At 70.2% G+C, this 19,175-nt stretch carries 18 protein-coding genes; 10 read left to right on the top strand and 8 right to left on the bottom strand.

From position 1 onward, the window contains the following. Positions 1–9: 9 nt before the first annotated feature. Genes AC3ANR_RS18890 through AC3ANR_RS18880 form a run of 3 tightly spaced genes read left to right on the top strand, consistent with a single transcriptional unit; the run spans position 10 to position 3,071 of the window. Positions 10–1,158 (top strand): mandelate racemase/muconate lactonizing enzyme family protein, encoded by a 1,149-nt coding sequence (locus AC3ANR_RS18890; protein ID WP_488289645.1) that lies wholly within the window; start codon positions 10–12, stop codon positions 1,156–1,158. A gap of 27 nt (positions 1,159–1,185) precedes the next feature. Further along, positions 1,186–2,181, top strand: coding sequence for a tripartite tricarboxylate transporter substrate binding protein (locus AC3ANR_RS18885; RefSeq protein ID WP_488289644.1), 996 nt, complete (start codon positions 1,186–1,188; stop codon positions 2,179–2,181). 20 nt (positions 2,182–2,201) lie between these two features. After that, complete coding sequence (locus AC3ANR_RS18880; RefSeq protein ID WP_488291848.1) at positions 2,202–3,071, top strand: NAD(P)-dependent oxidoreductase; 870 nt, start codon at positions 2,202–2,204, stop codon at positions 3,069–3,071. A gap of 41 nt (positions 3,072–3,112) precedes the next feature. Here AC3ANR_RS18880 and AC3ANR_RS18875 read toward each other — a convergent pair whose 3' ends face one another. Then, positions 3,113–4,009, bottom strand: a complete 897-nt coding sequence (locus tag AC3ANR_RS18875) for a LysR family transcriptional regulator (RefSeq protein WP_488289643.1) — start codon at positions 4,007–4,009, stop codon at positions 3,113–3,115. Between the two features lie 94 nt (positions 4,010–4,103). Between AC3ANR_RS18875 and AC3ANR_RS18870 the strand changes: the two genes are divergently transcribed. The 5 genes from AC3ANR_RS18870 to AC3ANR_RS18850 are packed head-to-tail and all read left to right on the top strand — an operon-like array spanning position 4,104 to position 10,215. Beyond that, positions 4,104–5,078: a Bug family tripartite tricarboxylate transporter substrate binding protein gene (locus AC3ANR_RS18870; RefSeq protein ID WP_488289642.1), complete on the top strand. Its 975-nt coding sequence runs from the start codon at positions 4,104–4,106 to the stop codon at positions 5,076–5,078. 41 nt (positions 5,079–5,119) lie between these two features. Next, complete coding sequence (locus AC3ANR_RS18865) at positions 5,120–7,204, top strand: acetate--CoA ligase family protein (protein ID WP_488291847.1); 2,085 nt, start codon at positions 5,120–5,122, stop codon at positions 7,202–7,204. After that, a complete protein-coding gene (locus AC3ANR_RS18860; protein WP_488289641.1) occupies positions 7,197–7,973 on the top strand; it encodes an enoyl-CoA hydratase/isomerase family protein in 777 nt (258 codons plus the stop codon). Before AC3ANR_RS18865 ends, AC3ANR_RS18860 begins: the two co-directional genes overlap by 8 nt. Further along, on the top strand, positions 7,973–9,406 hold the full coding sequence (locus tag AC3ANR_RS18855; protein WP_488289640.1) for an aldehyde dehydrogenase family protein: 1,434 nt from the start codon (positions 7,973–7,975) through the stop codon (positions 9,404–9,406). The genes AC3ANR_RS18860 and AC3ANR_RS18855 overlap by 1 nt, the downstream gene beginning before the upstream one ends. After that, positions 9,403–10,215 (top strand): enoyl-CoA hydratase, encoded by an 813-nt coding sequence (locus AC3ANR_RS18850; RefSeq protein WP_488289639.1) that lies wholly within the window; start codon positions 9,403–9,405, stop codon positions 10,213–10,215. The genes AC3ANR_RS18855 and AC3ANR_RS18850 overlap by 4 nt, the downstream gene beginning before the upstream one ends. An 85-nt stretch (positions 10,216–10,300) precedes the next feature. On the opposite strand, the gene AC3ANR_RS18845 is transcribed toward AC3ANR_RS18850, so the two are convergent. Further along, complete coding sequence (locus AC3ANR_RS18845) at positions 10,301–11,554, bottom strand: MFS transporter (protein WP_488289638.1); 1,254 nt, start codon at positions 11,552–11,554, stop codon at positions 10,301–10,303. 375 nt (positions 11,555–11,929) lie between these two features. Here AC3ANR_RS18845 and AC3ANR_RS18840 point away from each other — a divergent pair, with 375 nt between their 5' ends. Further along, positions 11,930–12,271 carry a hypothetical protein gene (locus AC3ANR_RS18840; RefSeq protein ID WP_488289637.1) on the top strand — a complete coding sequence of 114 codons (342 nt, stop codon included), beginning with the start codon at positions 11,930–11,932 and terminating at the stop codon, positions 12,269–12,271. A 666-nt stretch (positions 12,272–12,937) separates the two neighbouring features. On the opposite strand, the gene AC3ANR_RS18835 is transcribed toward AC3ANR_RS18840, so the two are convergent. From AC3ANR_RS18835 to AC3ANR_RS18820, 4 genes are read right to left on the bottom strand one after another with little or no spacing between them, the layout of a single operon-like run. Beyond that, positions 12,938–13,903: a tripartite tricarboxylate transporter substrate binding protein gene (locus AC3ANR_RS18835; RefSeq protein ID WP_488289636.1), complete on the bottom strand. Its 966-nt coding sequence runs from the start codon at positions 13,901–13,903 to the stop codon at positions 12,938–12,940. Then, a complete protein-coding gene (locus AC3ANR_RS18830) occupies positions 13,904–15,307 on the bottom strand; it encodes a sensor histidine kinase (protein WP_488289635.1) in 1,404 nt (467 codons plus the stop codon). Continuing rightward, positions 15,288–15,953, bottom strand: a complete 666-nt coding sequence (locus AC3ANR_RS18825) for a response regulator (protein WP_488289634.1) — start codon at positions 15,951–15,953, stop codon at positions 15,288–15,290. The genes AC3ANR_RS18830 and AC3ANR_RS18825 overlap by 20 nt, the downstream gene beginning before the upstream one ends. A gap of 38 nt (positions 15,954–15,991) precedes the next feature. Continuing rightward, positions 15,992–16,972 (bottom strand): Bug family tripartite tricarboxylate transporter substrate binding protein, encoded by a 981-nt coding sequence (locus tag AC3ANR_RS18820; protein WP_488289633.1) that lies wholly within the window; start codon positions 16,970–16,972, stop codon positions 15,992–15,994. Positions 16,973–17,227: 255 nt separating this feature from the next. On the opposite strand from AC3ANR_RS18820, the gene AC3ANR_RS18815 reads away from it, so the two are divergent. Continuing rightward, entirely contained in the window at positions 17,228–17,521 is a 294-nt protein-coding gene (locus tag AC3ANR_RS18815; RefSeq protein WP_488289632.1) for a YciI family protein, read from the top strand. Between the two features lie 32 nt (positions 17,522–17,553). Here AC3ANR_RS18815 and AC3ANR_RS18810 read toward each other — a convergent pair whose 3' ends face one another. Both AC3ANR_RS18810 and AC3ANR_RS18805 read right to left on the bottom strand, forming a co-directional pair. Next, positions 17,554–17,730 (bottom strand): hypothetical protein, encoded by a 177-nt coding sequence (locus tag AC3ANR_RS18810; RefSeq protein ID WP_488289631.1) that lies wholly within the window; start codon positions 17,728–17,730, stop codon positions 17,554–17,556. 54 nt (positions 17,731–17,784) lie between these two features. Then, positions 17,785–19,155, bottom strand: a complete 1,371-nt coding sequence (locus AC3ANR_RS18805) for a BLUF domain-containing protein (RefSeq protein ID WP_488289630.1) — start codon at positions 19,153–19,155, stop codon at positions 17,785–17,787. Between the last annotated feature and the right edge of the window lie 20 nt (positions 19,156–19,175).

Genomic DNA, 19,175 nt, shown 5'->3' with positions numbered 1-19,175 from the left:
AGGCAGTCCATGAAGATCATCCGCATCACCGCCATTCCGCTGTCCTACCGGCTGCCGGAAGGCAAGACCGTCACCGTCGGCGTCGGCGCCACCATCAAGCGCGACACCATCGTCATCAAGGTGGAGACCGACGAAGGCATCACCGGCTACGGCGAGGCCCACCCCGGCCGCAGCCCGGGCGCCGTCGCCAGCCTGGTCCACAACACCATCGCGCCGATGGTGGCCGGCATGGATGCCTGCGACGTCGTCGGCGTGTGGGGGCGCGTCAACCGCATGCAGCTGTCCAGCCACGGCATGGGCGCCGGCGCGGCGCTCGCCATCTCGGGCATCGACATGGCGCTGTGGGACATCCGCGGCAAGGTGGCGGGCATGCCGCTGTACCGCCTGCTGGGCGGCAGCCGCAAGCGCGTGAAGGCCTATGCCGGCGGCATCTCGCTGGGCTTCCAGCCGGCCGCGAGCCTGGTGGAGGAGGCCGCGGAATACGTGCGTGCCGGCTACAAGGCGATCAAGCTGCGGCTGGGCGACAACGTGCGCGACGACGTGCGGCGCGTGCAGGCGGTGCGCGCGGCCCTGGGCGACGAGATCGACATCCTGACGGACGCCAACACCAACTACACGCTGGACGACGCGCGCCGCGCGATCCCCGCCCTCGTCGAGGCGCGCGTGGGCTGGCTGGAGGAGCCCTTCAGCAGCCTGGATTTCGGCTCCTACCGCGCCGCCGCCGCGATCGCCCCCGGCCTGTGCCTGGCGGCGGGGGAGAACCACTACACCCGCTTCGACTTCGCCCGCCTGCTGGAGGATGGCGCGGTGCGCGTGTTCCAGCCCGACCTGTCGAAGACAGGCGGGATCACCGAGGCATTGCGCATCGCGGCGCTGGCGTCGGCCTGGGGCATCCCGGTGCATCCGCACAGCTCCGCCACGGGCATCAACCATGCCGTGTCCGTGCACTTCCTGGCCGCGATCGACAACCCCGGCTACTTCGAGGCCTGCGTCTCCCGGTACAACCCGCTGCGGGACATGTTCGGCACCACGTTCGAGATCGGCGCCGACGGCTGCGTGGAGCCGCTGGACCGCCCGGGCATCGGCCTGGAGGTCGACGAGCGCATCTTCGGCGACTTCCCGCCGATCGACGGCCCCGGCTACGTCGTGAAGTTCTAGCCCGCAACAACCGACAAAGGAGACACCATGATTCGACGCGACATCCTGCGCGCAGCACTGCCGGCATGCGCCGCGGCCTGGCTGCCGCCGGCAGCCCTCGCCCAGGCGACCGCGGCGCCGGCAAACTACCCGGAGCGCCCCCTCCGGGTGGTGGTTCCCTATCCGCCCGGCGGCTTCAACGACGTCTTCGCGCGGGTGATCGGAAAACACCTCACCGACGACTGGAAGCAGGCGGTGGTCATCGACAACAAGCCAGGGGGCAACACGGTGATCGGCAATGCCGCCGTGGCCAACGCGCCGGCCGACGGCTACACGCTGCTGGTGACGCCGCTGCCCTTTGCGGTGCTGCCCGCGCTGTATGGCGCCAAGCTGCCCTACGACGCGATCAAGAGCTTCCGGCCGGTCATCTGGGGCGCCTACAGCCAGAACGTGCTGGTGGTGCGCAAGGGCCTGCCGGCCCGCAACGTGGGCGAGCTGATCGAGTACCTGCGCAGGAACCCGGGCAAGGTGAACTATGCGTCCAGCGGGTCGGGCTCGTCCACGCACCTGTCGGCCGAGCTGTTCAAGAGCATGACCCGCACCGAGATCACGCACGTGCCGTACAAGGGCAGCGCGCCGGCCGTGCAGGCCATCCTCAGCGGCGAGGCCGACCTGCTGTTCGACAACCTGCCCAACGTGATGTCGCACATCAAGGCCGGGACCATGGCGGCGCTGGGCGTGACCGGCCGCCAGCGCTCGAAGCTGTTCCCGGACCTGCCGACGATCGACGAGTCCGGGGTGCCGGGCTACGAGGTCCTGGCCTGGTTCGGCCTGCAGGCTCCGGCCGGCACGCCGGAGCCCATCATCGCCAAGCTCAACGCGCAAGTGGCGAAAATCCTGCGGTCCCCCGAGGTGAGCAAGGCCTTCGCGGCGCAGGGGGTGGAGGTCGAGGCAAGCAGCGCGGCGCGCTTTTCGGAACTGGTGAAGTCCGAGATCGCGAAGTGGGGCAAGGTCGTGACCGAGGCGAACATCAAGGTCGAGTGACGGCCGCACAGGAGAATGGCATGAAGAAGTTGGGAATGGTCGGCATCGGGATGATGGGCCATGGGATCGCGAGCAACGTTCTCAAGCATGGTTACGAGCTGACGGTCTTCGAGCACCCCGGAAACCAGCCGATCGAGGATCTCAAGGCCGGCGGCGCGAGGAGTTGCGCCAGCCTGAAGGAGTTGGCGGCCGGCTCGGACGTCGTCATCCTGGTGCTCACGGGCTCGCCCCAGGTCGAAGCGGTGCTGGCCGGGGCCGGCGGGGTGCTCGAAGGTCTGCGCCCGGGCAGCGTGGTGATCGACTGTTCCACCGCGATCCCGTCCTCCAGCGTGCGCATGGACGCCGCAGTCCGGGCGGCCGGGAGCCGCTTCCTCGACAGTCCCATGACGCGCACGCCCAAGGAGGCCGCCGAAGGACGGCTGAACCTGCTGGTGGGCGGCGACGCCGATCTGCTGGAGGCGTGCCGGCCGCTGCTGCGGTGCTTCGCCGAGAACATCACGCATGCCGGCCCCGTGGGCGCCGGGCACAGCATGAAGTTGCTGCACAACTACGTGTCGCTCGGCATGGTCGCGCTGGTGTCGGAGGCGGCCGCGTGTGCGCAGCGCAGCGGGGTGACGCCGGAAGCCTTCGTCGACGTCCTGGCCAAGGGAGGCGCCGGCGGCACGGCGCTGGAGCGCGTGCGTCCCTACCTGCTCGCGCGCGATCCCTCGGGGTTGCGGTTTTCCATCGCCAATGCGCGCAAGGACCTGGACTACTACAACGCCATGGCCCGTGACGCCGGGGCGCAGCAGGCCATCGCCGCCGCGGTGCTGGAAACGCTGGATCACGCGCTGCAGGTTGGCGGCAGCCAAGGGCTGATGCCCGAGCTGTCATCGATCCTGGCCGGCTGACGCCGCTGTCGGCGGCCGGGCAAGAACCGGCTCGAGCCGCCCTACTTCACCAACTGCGGCGCGAGCGCCCGGATCCTTGCGGCCACGTGGCGCGCCGCGCGGGAGAGCGGCCGCTGCGTCGTGACGGCCAGCACGATCGTGCGCCGGATGGCCGGCTTGGCGAGCGGAACGGCCGAGAGGGTGCGGCGCGCCAGCTCCTCCTTCACCGCCATCAGGGGCAGCAGCGTGTAGGCATGGCCGCTCAGCGCCACGTCCTTCATGCTGCCGGAGCTGTCGACCTCCATCACGATGTCGAGTCGCACGGCATGGCGGCGCGCGAGCTGGTCCAGCGTCGCCCGCAGCCCGTTCGGCACCGACGGCAGCACCAGCGGCACCCCGGCCAGGGCCTTGAACGCGACGCTGCCTTGCGCCAGCAGCGGACTGCCGGCCTTGCCGATCAGGTAGGTGTCGGCCGTGCCGAGCACCTCTTCGCGGCTCGCGGCCGCGGGCCCGTAGCGATTGATCACGGCGACGTCGAGCCGGCCGCCGGCCAGCTGCTCGTCGAGGTTGCCGCTGAAGCCCTCCGCCGCGTGCAGCGTCACGCCGGGCGCGCCGGCCCGCAGGTCGGCGAACAGCAGCGGCAGCAGCTGCGGCGCCAGCGAGGGCAGCACGCCCACGTGCACGGTGCCGGTGAGCGCGCCGGCCGACTCGCGCGCCAGGGCATCGAGCCGCGTGACCTGCTCCAGCGCCGCGCGCACCTCCGGCAGCATGCGCCGGCCGAACTCCGACAGTGCCATGCCGCGCCCGGTGCGCTCGAACAGGCGGTCGCCCCAGGCCGCCTCCAGCGCGGCGATGTGCCGGCTGATCAGTGACTCGGCCAGGTCGGTGGCGGCGCCCGCGCGCGCCAGCGAACCCTGCTCCGCCACGTGCACGAACGACTTCAGTTGCTTGAAGTTCATGCTTTCACTCTAATGCAATCCTGGATTGCATCAGCCTCTCTTTCTGGCAAGGCGAGCGCGGCCTAAGCTGCGCCCACCACAAGGAGACAAGTTCATGCAATTCGCCAAGCTGATCGTCGCCGTCACAGCCGCCATCACCCTCGTTCCCCTGGCCCAGGCGCAAGGGTCGACGTATCCGCGCGGGCCGGTGACCCTGGTCGTGCCGTTCCCCGCCGGCGGCCCCACCGACGCCATGGCCCGCCAGCTGGCCCAGAAACTGGGCGACCGCCTGGGCCAGCAGGTGGTGGTGGACAACCGGGGCGGCGCCGGCGGCAGCATCGCGGCGGAGGCGGTCGCCAAGGCGGCCCCGGACGGACAGACGCTGTTCTTCGGCACCACCGGCACGATGGCCATCAACCCCAGCCTCTACGCGAAGCTGCGCTACGACCCCGTCAAGGACTTTTCCCCGGTCAGCCTGATGGCCACGACCATGAACGTGCTGGTGGTGAGTCCGGAGGTGCCGGTGAAGAACCTCGGCGATCTGATCAAGCTGGGCAAGGCCAAGCCCAACACGCTCACCTTCGGCTCGGCCGGCAACGGCAGCTCCAACCACCTGTCCGGCGAGCTGTTCCGCACCAGTGCCGGCCTGCAGATCACCCACGTCCCGTACAAGGGCAGCGCGCCCGCGCTGGTGGACCTGCTGGGCGGGCGGCTGACGATGATGTTCGACACCATCGCCCAGCAGACCGGCAACATCGCCGCGGGCAAGGTGCGCGCGCTCGCCGTCACCGGGCCGAAGCGCTCGCCGCTGCTGCCCGAGGTGCCCACCGCGCAGGAAGCGGGCCTGAAGGACTTCGACGTCACGATCTGGTACGGCGTGCTGGCGCCGGCCGGCACGCCGGCTCCGGTGGTCGATCGCCTGGCGCGCGAGATCTCCACCGTCATGGCGACCGACGAGATGAAGAAACGCATGCAGGCCGACGGCGCCGAGGCGCGGCCCACCACGCCGGCCGAATTCGCCGCGCTGATCAAGCACGACATCGCCAAGTGGGGCCCGATCGTGAAAGCGTCCGGCGCCACGCTCGACTGAGGACGACTCCCGTGACGACGATCGATCCGCGGCTGGCCGCGATGTTCCGGCCGCGCAGCGTTGCCGTGGTCGGTGCCACCGAAGACCGCAACCGCGTGGGCGGGCGGCCGCTGCACTACCTGCGCGCCTTCGGCTTCGAGGGGGCCGTGTACCCCATCAACCCCAAGCGCGACACGGTGCAGGGCTACCGCGCCTACGCCTCGCTGCAGGACCTGCCCGAAGCGCCCGACGTGGCGGTGGTCGCGGTGGGCGGCGACCAGGTGCAGGGCGTGCTGCGCCAGTGCGCGGCGCGCGGCGTCCACAGCGCGGTCATCATGAGTTCCGGCTTCAGCGAGACCGGCGCCGAGGGCGCGCAGCGCCAGGCGCAGCTGGTGGCCGAGGCGCGGGCCCTGGGCATTCGCCTGGTCGGACCCAACGCGCAAGGCGTCGCCAACTTCCGCAGCGGCGCGGTGCTCAACTTCAGCACCATGTTCATGGAGGTGCCGCCGCAGGACGGCCCGGTGGCCGTGATCAGCCAGAGCGGCGCCGCCAGCGTGATGCCCTATGCCCTGCTGCGCGAGCGCGGGATCGGCGTGCGCTACGTGGTTGCCAGCGGCAACGACGCCGACGCATCCGTCAGCGAACTGGCGCTGGCCGCCGCGGCCGACCCGGACATCCGCGTGCTGCTGCTGTACATCGAGTCGCTGGCCGACCCCGCCATGCTGGCCGAGGTGGCGCGCGTCGCCCGGGCGCGCGGCGCCGCGGTGGTGGCGCTCAAGTCGGGCCGCAGTGCCCACGGCGCCAAGGCGGCCGCCTCGCACACCGGCGCCATGGTCAACGACGACGCGCTGGTCGACGCCTTCTTCGCCAGCCACGGCATCTGGCGCGCCGACGACGTGCACGGACTGGTCAACGCGGTGGAGCTGTACCTCGCCTGCGGCCTGCGGCCGGCCCAGCGCCTGGTGGTGATGAGCCACAGCGGCGCGGTCGGCGTGGTCTGCGCCGACACGGCGGAGCGCCTGGGCCTGCCGCTGGCCGATCTGGACCGCGGCACCGTGCAGGCGCTGGCGCGCATCATGCCGGGCTTCGCCACGGCGCAGAACCCGGTCGACCTCACCGCCGCGCTGCTGTCCGACGGCACCATGTTCGGCCGCACGCTCGATGCCCTGGAGGCCGACCCGCAGGGCGACATGTTCCTCATCGGCGTGCCCGTGGCCGGGGAGGGCTACGACCTGCCCGGCATGGCCGCGGACACGGCGCGCTTCCTGCGGCGCACCGGCAAGCCTGTGGCCGTGTCGGCCCCGCAGGCGTCGGTGCGCGCAGCCTTCCGCGCCGCCGGCGTGCCGGTGTTCGGCCACGAGACCGACGCCCTGGCCGCGCTGCACCAGGTCAGCCGCCACGCGGCGCTCTCGCAGTCCGCGGCCCTGCGATCCGCCGGCGAGCCCGCGGCGCGCACGCACGACGTCGCGCCCTGCCGCACCAGCACGCTCAGCGAAGCCGACAGCCTCGTCCTGTTGCAGGCAGCCGGCGTGCCGGTCGTGCCGCACCGCCTGTGCCACAGCGCGAGCGACGCCGTGCGGGCCTGGCGCGAGCTCGGGCCGGAGGTGGTCGTGAAAGCCTGCTCCGCCGCCATTCCGCACAAGTCGGAGCATGGGCTGGTGTTCCTGGACCAACGCAGCGAGGAGGACGTGCGCCGCGCCTACGAGGACTGCGTCTCCCGCGCAAGCGCCCTGGGCCAGCCGCTGGACGGTGTGCTGGTCGCCCGGCGCGTGCGTGGCCAGCGCGAGTTCGCGCTCGGGGTGAAGCAGGACCCGCTGTTCGGCACCGCCGTCATGGTCAGCGACGGCGGCAAGTACGTCGAGGCGCTGCGCGACTTCGCCGTGCTGCTGCATCCGTTCACCGAACAGGACGTGCTGGACCAGCTCGCCCGGCTGCGGATTGCGCCCATCCTGGCCGGCGTGCGCGGCGAGCCGCCGGTGGACCTGCAGGTGGTGGCGGGCGCCGCCGTCGCCCTGGGCCGCTTCGCCGCGGCGCAGGCCGGCCGCATCGCCTCGATCGACCTCAACCCGCTGATCGCCGGCGCCGCCGGCGCGGGCGGCTGGGCGGTGGACGCCGTCATCGAACGCAAGGAGCCCGCCCATGGCTGACCGCGACGCCGTCACCGTGGCGCACGAGGGCCGCATCGCCATCGTGCGCCTGAACCGCCCGGCGGCGATGAACGCCGTCGACGATTCCATCCGCAGCGGCCTCACGCGCGCGCTGGCGACGCTCGATGCCGGCGACGAGGCCGATGCCATCGTGCTCACCGGCAGCGGCGAGCGCGCCTTCTGCGCCGGGCAGGACCTGGACGAGTCGGCCTCGGTCGACACGGGCACGCTGGCCGGCTGGCTCAATCGCCAGCACGCGATGTACCAGGCCGTGCGCGACGTGACCAAGCCGATGGTCGCCGCCCTCAACGGCACGGCCGTGGGCGCCGGCTTCCAGATGGCGCTGATGTGCGACCTGCGCGTGGCCCACCCCGGCATCCGGATGGGACAGCCGGAGGTGCGTGCCGGCCTGGCCAGCATCGTCGGCTCCTACCTCATGTCGCTGCAGATCGGGCATTCGCTCAACCAGCAGCTGTCGCTGACCGGCGAACTGGTCTCCGGCGAACGCGCCCACGCGCTGGGCCTGGTGAACGACCTGGTGCCGCAGGCGCAGGTGCTCGCGCGCGCGCTGGAGCGGGCGCGCGAGCTCGCTGCACTGCCCCGCACCGCCGTGCGCCTGACCAAGCAACGCTTTCGCGAGCGCACCCAGGCCGGCTTCGAGGAAGCCTGCAACGCCGGCATCCGCTACCAGCTCGAGTGCTACGCCAGCGGCGAGCCGGCGCAAGTGATGCAAGCCTTCCTCGCCCGCCGCCAACGCAAGGACACATGATGAAGACACAGCAGACCCTGTACATCGCCGGCGCCTGGCGCGCCGCCACCGGCATTGCCGACCTGCCCGTCACCGACAGCTTCACCGAAGCCGCGTTCGCGTCCTACCGCAGTGCCTCGCGCGCCGATGTCGATGCGGCCGTGCAGGCGGCCCGTGCCGCCTTCGACGGCTGGTCGGCCACGCCGCTGGCCGAGCGCGTCGCCGCCGTCCGCCGCGTGGCCGCCGCCCTGCGCGAGCGCAGCGACGCCATCGCACGCGTGATCTCGCGCGAGGTCGGCATGCCGGCCAAGCTGTCCGCCCGCATCCAGGCGGGCGCGCCGATCGCGGCCTGGGACCTGTATGCCGAGCAGGCCTCGCAACTCGAGTGGGAGCGGCGCATCGGCCACTCGCTGGTGCAGCAGGTGCCGGTGGGCGTGGTGGCCTGCATCACGCCCTGGAACTATCCGCTGCACCAGGTCACGGGCAAGGTTGCCCCGGCCCTGCTGGCCGGCTGCACCGTGGTGCTCAAGCCGTCGGAGCTGGCGCCCTCCAGCGCGTTCCTGCTGGCCGAGGCCATCGAGCAGGCCGGCCTGCCGGCGGGCGTGTTCAACCTGGTGCACGGCAACGGCCCCGAGGTCGGCGAGGCGCTGGTGACGCACCCGGACGTGGACATGGTGTCCTTCACCGGCTCGACCCGGGCCGGCCGGCGCATCGCCGCGCTGGCGGCGACGGACATCAAGCGCGTGGCCCTGGAGCTGGGCGGCAAGTCGGCCGCCGTGGTGCTGCCCGGCGCCGACCTGCAGGCCGCCGTCAAGGCGACGCTGGGCAGCTGCTTCCTCAATTCCGGCCAGACCTGCTCGGCCACCACCCGCCTGCTGGTCCCGCGCGCGCAGGCCGGACAGGCCGCGCAGCTGGCGGCGGACCTCGCGCCGTCCTGGGCGATGGGCGATCCGGCCGAGGCCGGCACGCGCCTGGGCCCGCTGATCTCGGCCGCGCAGCGCGACAAGGTGCGCGGCATGGTGCATGCGGCCCTGGCCGAGGGCGCCGAGCTGGTCACCCGCGACGGGCCGCTGCCGCCGCAGGGCTTCTTCGTCCCGCCCACGGTGCTGGACCGGGTGACGCCGGCGATGGCGATCGCGCGCGAGGAAGTGTTCGGCCCGGTGCTGGTGATCATTCCGCACGACGGCATCGACGACGCGGTGGCGATCGCCAACGGCACCGACTACGGCCTGGCCGCCGCGGTGTGGGCCGAGACACCGGCCGCCGCGCTGCCGGTGGCGCGCCGACTGCGCGCCGGCCAGGTCGACATCAACGGCGCGCCCTTCAACCCGCAGGCGCCCTTCGGCGGCTTCAAGCGCTCGGGCCTCGGCCGCGAGAACGGCCGCTTCGGCATCGAGGAGTTCCTCGAGCCGGTGTCCCTGCAACTGCCTCCCACCTACTTCGAGACGCCATGAGCGAGCAACAGATCCTGACCACCGTCGACGGCGCGACCGCCGTCATCACCTTCCACCGGCCCGATCGCATGAACGCGCTGACCAAGGTGCTGGAGGCGCAGCTGCGCGACGCCGTCGAGCGGGCCGGGCGCGATCCCGAGATCCGCGCCATCGTGCTCACCGGCGCGGGCCGCGCCTTCTGCGCCGGCATGGACATGGACGAACTGGAGGTGCTGCCGCCCGAGGACATCCAGTCCGAGCAGTGGATGCGGCCCTACGACATGAACCGGCGCGCCGACTACCAGACCCGCTACTCGTACTTCCCGATGGCCCCCAAGCCGATCATCAGCGCCATCAACGGCGCGGCGGCGGGCCTGGGCCTGGTGATGGCGCTGTACAGCGACTTTCGCATCGCGTCCGAGCAGGCGGTGTTCGCCACCGCCTTTGCCAAGCGCGGGCTGATCGCCGAGCACGGCATCGCCTGGATGCTGCCGCGCATCGTCGGGCATGCCCACGCCACCGACCTGCTGCTCACCTCGCGCAAGGTGGATGCGCGCGAGGCGCTGGCGATGGGGCTGGTGAACCGGGTTGTGCCGGCGGACCAGCTCCTGCCGCAGGCGCTGGCGCTGGCGCGCACGCTGTCCACCGAAGTCTCGCCGCGCTCGGTGCGGGTGATGAAGCGCCAGCTCTGGGAGGCGCCCTACCAGACGCTGGGCGAGGCCGTGGCGCTGGCCAATGCCGAGATGTTCGCCAGCCTGCAGAGCGAGGACTTCAAGGAAGGCGTGGCCCATTTCCAGGAACGGCGCGCAGCCAGGTTCACCGGGCGTTGACTGCGGCGGTTCGCCGTCCTCACGAACACGCCAAGAATCATTGCGTTGCGCTCGCGGCGCGCGCGGCATCCGCCCCTGCGGCCCCTCAAGCCGCCGCCGGCGCCGCCATCAGCGTGAAGCCCTTGCGTGGCAGCTGCAATGCCACCAGCCCGGCGGCCATCAGCAGCAAGCCTGCGCCGCCGAACGCGACCCAATGCGTGCCGTAATGCTCGTAGCCCCAACCGCCCAGCCAGGCGCTGAGCATGCCGCCGATCTGATGGCCCAGGTAGGTCATTCCATAGAGCACGCCCACGAGTCGCACTCCGTAAACGTCGGCGAGGATGGCGGAGGACAGGGCGATGCTGCCTGCCCAGACGAGCCCGCCGATGCTGGAGGTGAGGTACAGCTCCCAGTGCGTGCCCACCATGACCAGGCAGAAGAAGCCGAGCCCCCGGACGAAGTAGATGGCAGCCAGGATGTGCCGGCGCGGCAGGCGGTCCGCGAACCGTCCGAGCATCAGCGTGCCGCCGATCGCCACGAACCCGATGAGCCCGATGCCCATCGAACTGGTGAAGGTGTCGAACCCATGGTCCATCAGCATGGGCATGCCGTGCGTGCCCAGCAGGTTCATGCTGAAGCCGCAGCAGAACAGGCCGAAGAAGATCTTCCAGAAGGGCGCTGTGCGCATGGCATCGCGCACCCGCAGGCTTGGCGGCAGCGTGCCCAGGCGGGCGCGCTGGGCAGCAAACTCCTCGGCGCTCAGGTCGGTGTGCTCGGGTGCGCCGTCCCGGATCACCCACATCGCCACGGGCAGGGTGAAGAGCGTGAAGACGGCGGCGAATCCCACGAGCGTGGGACGCCAGCCGAAGTGATGGATGGCGAGGCTCAGCACCGGGGTCATGATTGCCATGCCGGCCATCGAGCCCGTGGAGAGAAAGAACAGCGCCATCCCGCGCCGGCGGGTGAACCACTGGCTGATCACGGGCGTCACTGCCACGGGGCTGGTGAAGGCCAGGCCGACGGACAGAAGCACGCCGAATGCGAGCAGGAAGCCCGACACGTCGGAGGTGGTGACGGTCCACAGCACGGCGGCCAGGACCAACCCGTTGCCGGCCAGCAGCACGGGCCGCGTGCCCCAGCGCGCGATCAGCAGTCCTGCCAGCGGCATCGCCAGCCCGTACACCAGCATCCCGACAGCCACGATGGTCGCGAGCAGGCTGCGGCTGAAGCCCAGGTCGTGCGCCATCGGCAGGAAGAAGGGCCCGAAACTCAGGCGCATGCCCGAGGACAGAAGCGTGAGGACGGCCGCCGCAGCGACGATGTTCCATCCGTAGTACCAGCGTGCTGCCATGCGATCCATGCCTGTTCCGTTTGGCCACATTCTAGGAACGTAGTGCGCGTGGGGTGACCCGACGCCGCTTCGCGGGGAGGCCCAGCTGGAATCCGTTGCCGCAGTTCGTGGATGCCGCCGCGATGTGCGGGCATCCACCAGGGGCCGGGGCAGGCGTTCACGCGAACTTTGCACAAGGGATACGCGCCGTGCGCGCGGCATTCAGCGTCGGTTCAACCGCTGCCCCGAACCATGGAGACTCCTCACACAAGGAGTCTTCCATGCGGCGCGTGGCCGCCCCTGGTGGCAAGCGGCCAGGAGCTGCCACCCGGAGAGGCCAGTGCGATCTGCGGCGGCGACGACGTCCTAAGCTTGCCTTAAGAACAAGCCTCCATGCTCGGCGGGATGCGATCCAACCGCCGAGGCGCCGATCATGCAGGCGATGAACGCTCGCCGCCCAATGGACTCTCTGCGCACATCCTGCCGTCGTCGGCCACCATGGTCGGGGTCTGCATGACGGTGCTGTCAATCGGACATCTGTCGCCGCGTGGAGAGGTCCGCATCGTGCTTGACAAGCTGTTGGCGGCCGACGCGCTTGTGTTCCTCGTCAGCGCCTCGCTGTCGTTCCTGTCGATGCGCTCGCGCGAGTCTGGCGGGCGCTATGAAGCTCTGGCCGAAGGCGTCTTCATCGGCGGATTGGGGCTGTTGACGTTGGTGGCGGTCGCTCTCGCCTTCGTCATCACCTGACCCGTCGTTGCGCCCCACCGGCAACTGCTGTGGTCCGAACGGGGCTTCACCTCGACTCGAGCATACTTGCGGCAAGTTTCAGGGTCAGCTGGTGCCGTCCGACAAAGTCCGGTTGAAGGTTGCTGCGCCCCTGGCCGCGCTAGGGGCGCTGTGCCTTTTAGCCTGGCGGGCACTTGATCCTGCAGAAGTCAGACCGCCTCCGGAGGCGGTGACTGTTTCGACTGCGGTCCCGCCTGCTTTCCAAGGCTCGTTCCGAACCGAAGCCGGTTGGCGTCGGCGCGGAAGCCTTGGCTTCTGCGGTACGTCCGCATTCGGCCACGAGCGGACGCCCAGTACAAGCCTTGCGCCGAGCGATGGCTAGCCGACGTAACGCAGCTCGCCCCATCTGGACGTAAACGCGTTGAACACGGCTTCGTCGACAGCCATGAGCATCTCGGCTACGTTTCGGTAATAGACCTTCTTGTGCTCGTGCAGCTTGAGATCAATGCGGTGCCCACTGAATTGAGCCTCTAGGGCAGCCCGAACTGATGGTCGCGTTAGGCTGGTTACCGGGTGTGCAAGCGCATGTCTGACAGCGCTGAGCTCAACCCGACGATCCGGAACAACTGCTTCGTACGCCGAGTGCACATTGATGTAGCGAATACGCCCATGTTTCGCGGCTAGGATTTACTTCACCAGGTGGAGGGATCGGGCGAGTTCGCGCATGCGCTCCACCTCCGCACGAACGTACTGCTGCACTTCGCTGCCCACCATCGGCAGCGGCTCCAGCCCGCGCGCCCGCGCGGCCTGGGCGAACTCCGGCGTCGCCATGATGCGGCGCAACGTCCGCACCCACTCCTCGTAGTCGCGGGCGGGGACAGCCGGGCCCATGTACAGGCCGCGAACGGTCGGCCACACGAGCTCGATCCCTTGCTCGCGCGCCGTCGGTACCTGCGCCAACGGCCCCGCCAGTCGGTGCGGCGCCAGCACCGCCACAAGCTTGAGCTCTCCTGAGACGAAGGCCTTGGTCGCTTCGGCCGCATCGCCGCAGAAAACATCCACGTGGCCGCCGCGCAAGGCGGCGATGGCCTGGCCGCCGCCTTCGAACGAGACGAAGCGCATGGCGCGGTGGTCCTTGCCGGCCGCCTTGACGAGCAGCGCCGCCTTGATCCAGTCCTGGCTGCCGACGCCCCCACCGGCGCCAAAGACGAGTCCCGCCGGGTCGGCCCGTAGTCGCATTCGCAGGGTCGCGAGGGAATCGATTTGCGAGTTCCTGCGAACTGCCACGACACCGTATTCGGTGCCGAGTGTCGCCAGCCAGCGCACCGCATCCGGCGTGTGCGGGCCGAACTTGCCTTGCGCTAGGTTGACCAGCGATCCCGTGGAAAATGCGACGAAGGTGCGTGGGTCGCCCCAGCGCTGCGTCACGGCTCTGTCGAAGGCGACCGCGCCGATGCCACCCGGCAGGTACCGGATGTCCACCTCCGCGGACGGGGCCCCGGCGGGCAGGCGCAGCATGTCGCGCAGCAACTGGCAGGTGAGGTCGAACCCGCCCTCGGCCTTGGCCGGGGCGATGCATTCGGCGCGGGCAGCACCGTGGGCCGGCGCCGCGATGAGGGCGGCCGTCACGAGCAGCCAAGGATTCAGGCGCATTCAGCTTTCCGGCATCGGTGCGGCACGGGGCCACCACAGTGTCGCGCGCAATCCGCGGCCTTTGGCACCAGCTTCCAGGCGAAGGGTACCGGCGTGACGGGTCGCGATGGAGGCCGCGATGGCCAGTCCCAGCCCGGAGCCGCCGCCGCGGCCGCCGTGGCCGCGTGCGAACCGGGTGCCGGCGCGCGCCTGCAGGTCGGCCGGCATGCCGGGTCCGCTGTCCTCCACTGCGAGGCTCCAGCCCAGCGCGTCCCCTGCAGAGCGCAAGGTGACGCTCCCGGCAGGCACGTAGGCGACCGCGTTGGCTACCAGGTTGGCGAGGGCCTCGCGCAGCAGCGGCGCGTCGCCCCAAGCTTGCAACGGCTCGCATTCCACGCCCAGATCGAGGCCCTTTTCGCGCGCGGCAGGCAGGAACTGGCGTGCGACCTCCTGCAGCAGGGCGACCACGTCGAAGGGCGCGAGCTGCAGGTCCACCGACTCGCTGCGCGCAAGGCTCAGCAGCTGATTGGTGCTGCGGGTGGCGCGCTGCAACTCCTCGGCCAGGGCCGCCAGTGTGGCGTGCACCTCGCGCGCGTCCTTCTCGCGCAAGGCGAATTCGACCTGCATTCGCAAGGTGGTCAGGTGCGTGCGCAGCTGGTGGGACGCATCGTCCAGGAACATGCGCTGCTGCGCCGCAAGGGCATGGGTGCGCTGCATGTGCTGGTTGATCGCCTCCACCATCGGCCGGATGTCGCCCGCCAGCCCGTGCGCCGGCAGCGGCTGCAGCTCGCCGGCCGAGCGTTGCGCGACTTCGGACGACAGGCGAGCGAGCGGGCGCAACACAAACACCACCGCTGCGACGCAAGCCGCGAGGGTGAGCACGAGGAAGGCGGCACTCGACCAGGCTGCGCGGCGCACAAAGGTGCGGCGGAATTCGTCGCGTGACTGCGTCCCTTCGGCGACCTGGATCACGAGGCGGCGTGAAGCGGAGCCCTCGGCCGGCTTGTCCAGGTCCCGCGCATAGGCGGCGATGCGCACCGGCGCGCCGAAATACGTGCCGTTGTAGAACTGGGGCACCCCGGGCTTCAGTGGCTTGGGCGGTGCGGGCAGGTCGGGGCTGCCCAGTTGCACGAGCCCGTCTGCGGTCGCAACGCTGTACTGCACGGGCCCGCTGGCGCTCAGCTCGAAGAACTCGAAAAGACGGTAAGGCAGTTCGACGGCGAGGCCGCCGGACTCCGTGGAGACGTTCGCGTCGATGGACTTCAGCGCACCCAGCAGGGAACGGTCGTAGGCGGCATCGGCCGCCCGGCGGACGTCCTGCGCCGTGAGGCGCAATTCCGCGGCAGAGAGAAGGGTCAGGACGGGCAGGAGCAGCAGCAGGAGCTGCGGGGCGAGCCGAATGCGGCTAAGCCGTTTCCAGCGCATACCCCAGTCCCCGGTAGGTCGTGATGCGCAGCCCCGGGCCGTCGATGCGCTTGCGCAGCCGGTGCACGATGACCTCCACCGCTTCCGGGTGGATGTCCTTCTCGTCGGAGACGACGCGCTCCAGGATCTGCTGCTTGGACATGGGCTCGCCCGCGTGCTCCAGCAGCACGCGCAGCACCGCGGATTCCCGTGGCGAGAGCGCCAGCGGCTCGCCCTCGAGCAGGAAGCGGCGCAGCGCGAGGTCGTAGGCGAGTGGGCCGCAGGCGAGCCGCGCCGCTTCCATCCCCCGCGCCCGGCGCAGCAGCGCGTGCAGGCGGACCTGCAGCTCCTCCAGCTCGAAGGGCTTGGTCAGGAAGTCGTCCGCGCCTGCGTGGAAGGCGCGCACCTTGTCGTCGAGGGCGTCACGCGCGGTCAGAACCAGGGCGGGCACGTGTGGGTCCCGCCGCCGGATATCCGCCAAGACCTCCTGGCCGTGGCGGTCCGGCAGCCCCAGGTCCAGAACAATGACGTCGTGCTGCCCGGCGCTGGCCGCCGCCAGGGCGGTGCGACCGTCGTCCACCCATTCCACCACGATGCCGGCCGCGCCCAGCGCCTTGGACAGCCAGGTGCCCAAGGCGTGTTCGTCTTCGACCAGGAGGATGCGCATGTGCAGGGCAGGGGCCGCGCCCTCCGGGCGCCAGCGGTTTACTCGGCCTTGATTTTCGCCCGTTCCACGACCTGCTTCCAGCGCTTCTGCTCGCTGGCGATGAACTGCGTGAACTGCGCTGGACTTCCGCCCACCGACTGCGCCGCGTCCTGGTTCAGGCGCTCCAGCGCGCCTTGCGACTTCATCGCCCTCTGGGCTTCGACGGCCAGCCTGTCCACGTTCGCCTGCGCCATCGAGGCCGGCGCCAGCAGGCCGTACCACTGGGTCATCTCGAAGCCCGGGAAACCCTGTTCCGCGACGGTGGGCACGTCGGGCAGTTGCGGAAGGCGTTGCGCAGAGCCCGTAGCGATGCAGCGCAGCTTGCCTGCCTTGATGTGCTGCAGGATGGCCGAGGCGCCCACGGAGGCGGCCTGCAGGCGGCCCGCCAGCAGGTCGGTGAGTTGCGGCCCTGTGCCCTTGTACGGGATGTGCGCGAGGGGGATGTCGGCCGTCATCTTCAGGTATTCCATCGCCAGGTGGCCGGCGCTGCCGTTGCCCGCGGAGCCGTAGTTCAGGGTGTCCGGCTTCGCTTTCGCCAGCGCGATGAATTCCTTCAGGTCCTTGGCGGGCACCGCGGGGTTCACCACGTAGAGGCTCGGCACCTTGGCCAGCAGGCTCACCGGCTTGAAGTCCTTGTTGGCGTCGTACGGGAGCTTCTCGTACATGTAGGGATTCACCGCCAGCGTACCGATGTGTCCCAGGATCACCGTGTGCTGGTCTTCCGCGCGCGCCACTTCGGCCATCGCGATGTTGCCCGAGGCGCCCGGCTTGTTGTCGACGAACACGTTCTGGCCCAGCGTCTTGGCCATTTCCGCGGCCGCCGAGCGCGCGATGATCTCCGAGCTGCCGCCGGGCGCGAACGGCACGACGAAGCGGATCGGCTTGGACGGCCAGCTTTGCGCGAAGGCGCGCAGCGGCAGCATGCCGGCGATGGTGGAGGCGCCGGCGGCGGCCAGCAGGGTACGTCTCGTGTGGTTCATAGCAATCCTCTGGACCCGGCAGACCGGGCCGGGCGAGGGCGCACCTTAGAGGGGTGCTGCTTTCAAGTGGCTTTCAGTGACGTTGGACCTGCTGGCTGTGCGCCAGCGGTCCAAGGGTCGTTCGACACGGATGCACACGTGCTCCGTGCGCTTCGGGCACTCAGTTCATGTGCGGTCAACGTCGACGTTTGGATCAGGCGGCGGGGTCAGTCGTTGCGGCCGTCTGAGTACCATGGGCGCTTCAGAGGGGGAGAGATGCATTGGGTTGCCATCTTCGACAACTCGCCCGGGATGCCTGAAGTCCGGGCGAAGCACGAGGCAGAGCACTTCGATTACCTGAGGGCGAATCGCGCAGAAATCCTGCTCGCTGGCGGCCTGAGAGAGGGTCCCGGGCACCCATTCGGAGGTGGGCTCTGGGTTCTGGCGGTGCCGTCCAGGGAACGGGCTGTGGAACTCGTCGAACAGGATCCCTACTTCCTCCACAGCAGGCGCAACTACAAGCTGCTTCAGTGGGGGAAGGCCCTCCCCGATGTCACAGTCGCACTGTGACTCAGGCCCCCTGTCGGGGCCGCATTCAGCCTTCACCGCCCCGGCAGCCTGTTGCCCGGGATGCGCACGAAACTGTGACCGGGGCGCAGGGCCGATGGCGAGACCATCTCGAGCTGTTCGTGCGCGAAGATGGCCAGGCAACGCTGTCCGGCCTCGTACCAGACGCACCGGGCCCGGCTGGCCCCCTCGTCCGATGCGAGGACGACCATCAGTCTCTCCTGGCCCAGCACCAGGTCACCTTCGAAGAACGCGGGGCCGCCCATTCATGCCAGCCCGGGATGAGCCTGCAGCACTGCGCCGACTTCCACGCGCAACCAGGACTCGTTGGTGAAGCCCTCCTGGCTCGCGACGAGCAGATAACCATCGCCTTCGGGTGTGAGTTGCAGCAAGGTCAGCCGGTCCTTCCAGCGCACCAGCAGTTGGTGGCCGGCATCCTCGCCGTGCAACTGCACCGGCGCCTGTGCCCATGCCTGGAACTCGACGCGGATCTGCGCAGGCGCCTGCCCCTGGCGGTGCCGCAGCACAGGCGCCGCCCCCGCCTCCAATGGCAGGAATCCAGCCGCAACAACGCCGTCGATCGCGAGCAGTCGGTCGAGCCACGAGTGCCTGTCAGGGGCGGGCTGATCGGCAAGACTTGCACGCGGCGAGAGCTGGTTCGGAAGAGGGGCGAGGTGCACATCGACCGCGGCCGCGGGCGCCTCCGGCGCGGGCTTCACGTCCAGTTCCGATGCGATTTCGCGCCAGACGGCCTGGGCGTCCGCCAGGGCGACGGCCATCACCCGCGCCGGCCGCCCCGCCTCGGCGAACAGGGCCTCCAGCGCCGTTTCGAAGCGCTCTGCCGCGCGCCCGAGCAGGCAAACGAGCGGGGTGTTCCGGTTGCCCGGCCCGAGATGCGCCATGGCCGTGCGCGCGAATTGCAACACGGAATTTTCGGTCGAGCCGGTGAAGAACAAGGCGGCCGTCCGCAGCGGCGCGATCCCGCCTTGCATCCAGGCTGCCGACAGCAGCTCGGCAGAATAGTTCACGACGGTGATCGGGCCGGCATCGGGGTCGACGCGGTCCAGATGCTCGATGAGCGACTGCCGCTCGAGGCCCAAGCTGCCCAGCACTCGAGTGCGATGCACGATCTCGTGCCATCTCGCCTCCAGCGCGGAAAGCAGCGCACCCGGCCAGACACCGTTCTGCCCGAGCAGTCCGACCCGCTGGCAGGTTCTGTCGACGGGCTCGGGATCGAGCAGCTGGCGCACGATCGTCGCCGGCGTGGCGACGCTGAGGTCCGAAGTGCCGGCGTCGACGTCGCTGGCGAGGCGGCCCAGCTCCCGCTGTCCCATCGTGGGGAGGTGCAAGGTTGTCGACCACGCGTCGAGCCTGGGTTGCCCCTCGGTGCAGCTGATCACCCGATCCGGTGCCTGCGCCGAGCCAGGCGCCAGCAGGCTGCGCACGGCAGCCTCCTGGCCCTCGAGCCATTGCACGAGGACGTCGTCGCCCCAGACCGACAGGGCGCGGACATTCGACCGCTGGTTGCGCTGCGCGGACTCGGCATGCAGGCGGGAAAGGGAGGCCTGCACCGTGTCAGGATCACCCCCGAGCTGGCCGGGCGCCAGCCGGCTCACGCAGACGGCCGAGAACGTCATTCGAGGATTCGCGGTGCCTG

This window comes from Ramlibacter sp. JJN2-2R, from assembly GCF_057747835.1.
Note: the sequence above shows the minus strand (reverse complement) of the source record. Positions and strands in the feature narration are given on the sequence as shown.